The following is a 3,360-nucleotide window of genomic DNA, read 5'->3' as shown; positions in this document are numbered from 1 at the left end:
GGTAGGTCCAATCCACAAGAATCGACAGCAGGATCCGTAGTCGAGGGGGTGGCGGGCGCCGCCGTCATCGGGCGCCGCCGCGCAGGCTGACCACCACTTGCCCGATCTCCAGAATCGGTTCGCCCGCAACGGTGCTCACGCCCGCGCAGATGGCCGCACCGGCGGCGGCCTTCACGATGTCCACCCGATGCACCACGGTCTCCCCCGCGAACGCGGGACGGATGAGCCGGATGTCGTGCAGCCGGCCGACCAGGAGTGCGGCGTCCGGGTCGGCGCCGCCCCAGCGGGCCAGCACCCCCGCCGCCTGCAGCCAGGACTCCAGGACCAGGTAGCACGGAAATTCGTCCGCGTACCAGGGGTCGTCCGGCTTGATGCGCAGGTATCCGCGAAGGTTCTCGCCGGGCCGCACATGCGAGACCCGATCGAGGAGCAGCAGCGGCCAGCGATGCGGGAGCAGGTCGATCGGTTTCGTCATGACGCCTCGTAATCCAGGACTATCCGGCAGTTCTCGCCGCGGTCGGTGCGCACGACGGCGGTTACCTTCGACCCGTCGCGGGACAACTGGACGGTCAGCCGATCCGCGGGCAATACGGCGTCGGTGAACTTGGCCGACGCGATCCGCACCAGCGCGGACGCCGCCATACCGCGGTTGCGGGCGGCGCGATCGGCCAGCTCGATCAGGCATACGCCCGGCACCACCGGATGATCGGGAAAGTGACCGAGGAAGACCGCCGACTCGGCGTCCACCGTGGTGGCCAACGCGTCCGGGTCGATCTCGGTGAACCGCCAGTCGAACGGGATCACCAGATTCGCAGCACTGCGCACGCGACCCGTCCTTCGTCATCGCTGGTCGTCACCAGCACGACCTGGCCCGGGTCGCCGGGGGTCACGAGCAGTTCCAAGATCTGGAAGCCTGCGGCGGCCGCCCGCGTATCACCGAGCGCGTCCTGCCAGGCCGTCGCGAGCCGGACCTCGCCCAGCACATCGGCGATCGCCGACAGTTCGGCGCTACCGCGCGCGCCGATGCTTGGCGACGGCGCCACCGCCTGTACCTTCTCAGCGCTGACCGCGGCGCGGTCCAACGCCCGGCCGATGCAGGCGGACAGGGCCGAGCGGACGTCACCGACGTCGAGGTAGACGCCGAACTCCACGGCGAGGACCTCGGCGAGCGGCTGGGCCGACGCCGCCACGGTCGCCGACTCGGCCGTTTCCAGTGCGAAGACGACGCAGCCCTCACCGGCCGGGCGACGCGCGCCGGGTTCGGTGCTCGCCGCCTCGTAGGCGGCCCGGGCCGGGCTGTACTCCTCGACCGCGCCGCAGAGCACGGTCCGCGCGTGGCCGCCGCGCTGCAGGCGGCGCGCGTAGTTGAGCGCCGACAGCATGCCCGCGTCGCTGCCGCAGACCGTGGCATTCGGCCCTTTCAGCTGATACCAGATGGCGCACTGTCCGGCGTGGAAGTTCATCAGGCCCGCGGGGATCTTGCCGGGGTCCACCTGGTACGGCTTCGGGTAACTCCAGGTGTCGCCGGCGAAGTCGACGACCGCCTGCATGTTGTCGCTGACGCTGAGCACCAGGCCGATCTCCGGGTCCGAGAACGGTCCGTCCGGACCGAGTCCGAGCCTGCCGAGCACTTGCCCGACCACGGCCACGGCCAGCCCGGTGGCCCGCTCCATCGACTGGGTCTTCTTGCGTCCCAGCGCTTCCCGGATGTCGAAGCCGGGCACCAGGCGTGGACCGCTCGCCGGCTCTCCGAGCGCCGCGTTGATGTGGGCGTTGGCATCGCGGCCCAGCGGCGAGTGCGCGGCCCAGGCGGTGATGAGGGTTCTCATCGCGGCCTCCCCATGATGAGAACGGAGTTGTTGCCGCCGAAGGCGAGTGCGTTGTTCTGGGCGATGCGCAGGTCCGCGGTGCGTGCCGTGTTGGGGACGCAATCGATGTCGATCTCCGGGTCCGGCTCGGTGTGATTGATCGTCGGCGGGATGAAGCCGGTGGACAGCGACAGCGCGCAGGCCGCCGCGGCCAGTGCGCTGGCGGCGCCCATCGCGTGCCCGAGCATCGATTTGATCGAGACCGTCGGTGGCGGCGCGGCGCCGAAGACCTGGCGAATGGCGGCCACCTCGGTGAGATCGTTCGCTTTGGTTCCCGTACCGTGCGCGGAGATGAAGTCCACCTGGTCCGGGGTGATGCCCGCTTGGGCATGGGCCCTGGTCATGCATCGGGCGACGCTGTCGCGTTCGGGTGCGACCGGATGGCTTGCGTCGCAGGACAATCCGTAGCCGAGCAGCTCGGCGTAGATGTGCGCGCCGCGGGCCACCGCCGCATCGAGGGTTTCCAGCACCAGGATCGCGCCGCCCTCGCCGGTGAGGATGCCCTTGCGGTTCCGGTCGAACGGCCGGCACAGCTCGGGCGCTATCGTGCCGAGCCGATAGAAACCGGCGAAGGTGTTGCGGCCGAGCGCATCCGCGCCGCCGCACAGCGCCAGGTCCGCATCGCCCGCGGCGACGGCTTCGAATCCGTAACCGATGGCATAGTTGCCCGCCGCGCAGGCGGTGGGGATGGTCACCGCCTCGGTCAGCGTGCAACCGAGCTCCCTGGCGATATCGACCGACATCCGGCTGGACCGGTGCCGGCGGGCGGCCCCGGGGTCGATGGCCACGGTGCCGGTGGCGTGCTGGTGCTCGACCTGGACTTCCACCTCCCGGCTCTCGCCGTTGGTGGTGCCGACGGCGATGATCGACCGCAGCAGGCGGGCCGCGGCCACCGCAATTCCGGCGTCTTCCAAGGCCATTCGGGCACAACCGACGGCGAACCGGGTGGCCCGGCCCAGCTCCGCCGGGTCGAGCTCGCGAATCCATTGCGCGGCTGGGTAATCCAGCACTTCACAGGCGTTGGTGTGCTCGAAACCTTCGGTCGGGAAGGCGGTGATCGGATGCGCGCCGGATCGACCGGCTCGCAGGGCTTCGGCGAACTCCGCCGCGCCGACACCGATGCTGCTGGCGATGCCGAGCCCGGTGACCACCACCCGTCTCACCGGGCACCGTTCCCGCCGCCCGCCTCCGCCAGCGCCTCCAGCACGAGCGCGTAGGTACTGGCGAGGGTCACCATCTCGGGCAGGCGCTCCGGGCTGATGACGATGCCGAATTGGCGTTCCAGCGCGGCCAGGATCTGGATGCCCTGCAGCGAATCCGCGTCATAGTCCGCGCGGAAGTCGCCGTTCCAGGAAATCTCCGCGGCCTCGAGTTCCAGGACTCCGGCGACGATATCGACCATCGCCTCGCGGATATCGGCATCGATCTCGGTACTCTGCGTCATTGTCGTGCTCCTCTGTGTCCGCGCGGTTTCAGCGCGGGTCGAGTGGGA

General features: G+C 70.0%; 5 protein-coding genes. All 5 read right to left on the bottom strand.

The genetic code is table 11. The features are described from left to right. Positions 1-64 precede the first annotated feature (64 nt). Genes DBO33_RS17355 through DBO33_RS17335 form a run of 5 tightly spaced genes read right to left on the bottom strand, consistent with a single transcriptional unit; the run spans position 65 to position 3,312 of the window. Positions 65-475 (bottom strand): 3-hydroxyacyl-ACP dehydratase FabZ family protein, encoded by a 411-nt coding sequence (locus tag DBO33_RS17355; RefSeq protein WP_107655969.1) that lies wholly within the window; start codon positions 473-475, stop codon positions 65-67. Then, a complete protein-coding gene (locus tag DBO33_RS17350; protein ID WP_107655968.1) occupies positions 472-825 on the bottom strand; it encodes a hotdog family protein in 354 nt (117 codons plus the stop codon). The genes DBO33_RS17355 and DBO33_RS17350 overlap by 4 nt, the downstream gene beginning before the upstream one ends. After that, positions 801-1,829 (bottom strand): beta-ketoacyl synthase N-terminal-like domain-containing protein, encoded by a 1,029-nt coding sequence (locus tag DBO33_RS17345; protein ID WP_107655967.1) that lies wholly within the window; start codon positions 1,827-1,829, stop codon positions 801-803. Before DBO33_RS17345 ends, DBO33_RS17350 begins: the two co-directional genes overlap by 25 nt. Further along, the gene (locus tag DBO33_RS17340; RefSeq protein ID WP_199856673.1) at positions 1,826-3,031 is read right to left on the bottom strand and encodes a beta-ketoacyl-[acyl-carrier-protein] synthase family protein; all 1,206 of its coding nucleotides are present in this window, start codon (positions 3,029-3,031) and stop codon (positions 1,826-1,828) included. The genes DBO33_RS17345 and DBO33_RS17340 overlap by 4 nt, the downstream gene beginning before the upstream one ends. Further along, a complete protein-coding gene (locus DBO33_RS17335; RefSeq protein ID WP_107655965.1) occupies positions 3,028-3,312 on the bottom strand; it encodes an acyl carrier protein in 285 nt (94 codons plus the stop codon). Before DBO33_RS17335 ends, DBO33_RS17340 begins: the two co-directional genes overlap by 4 nt. Between the last annotated feature and the right edge of the window lie 48 nt (positions 3,313-3,360).

Origin of the sequence: Nocardia suismassiliense, from assembly GCF_900269665.1 — a bacterium.
Lineage (GTDB): Bacteria > Actinomycetota > Actinomycetes > Mycobacteriales > Mycobacteriaceae > Nocardia > Nocardia suismassiliense.
Note: the sequence above shows the minus strand (reverse complement) of the source record. Positions and strands in the feature narration are given on the sequence as shown.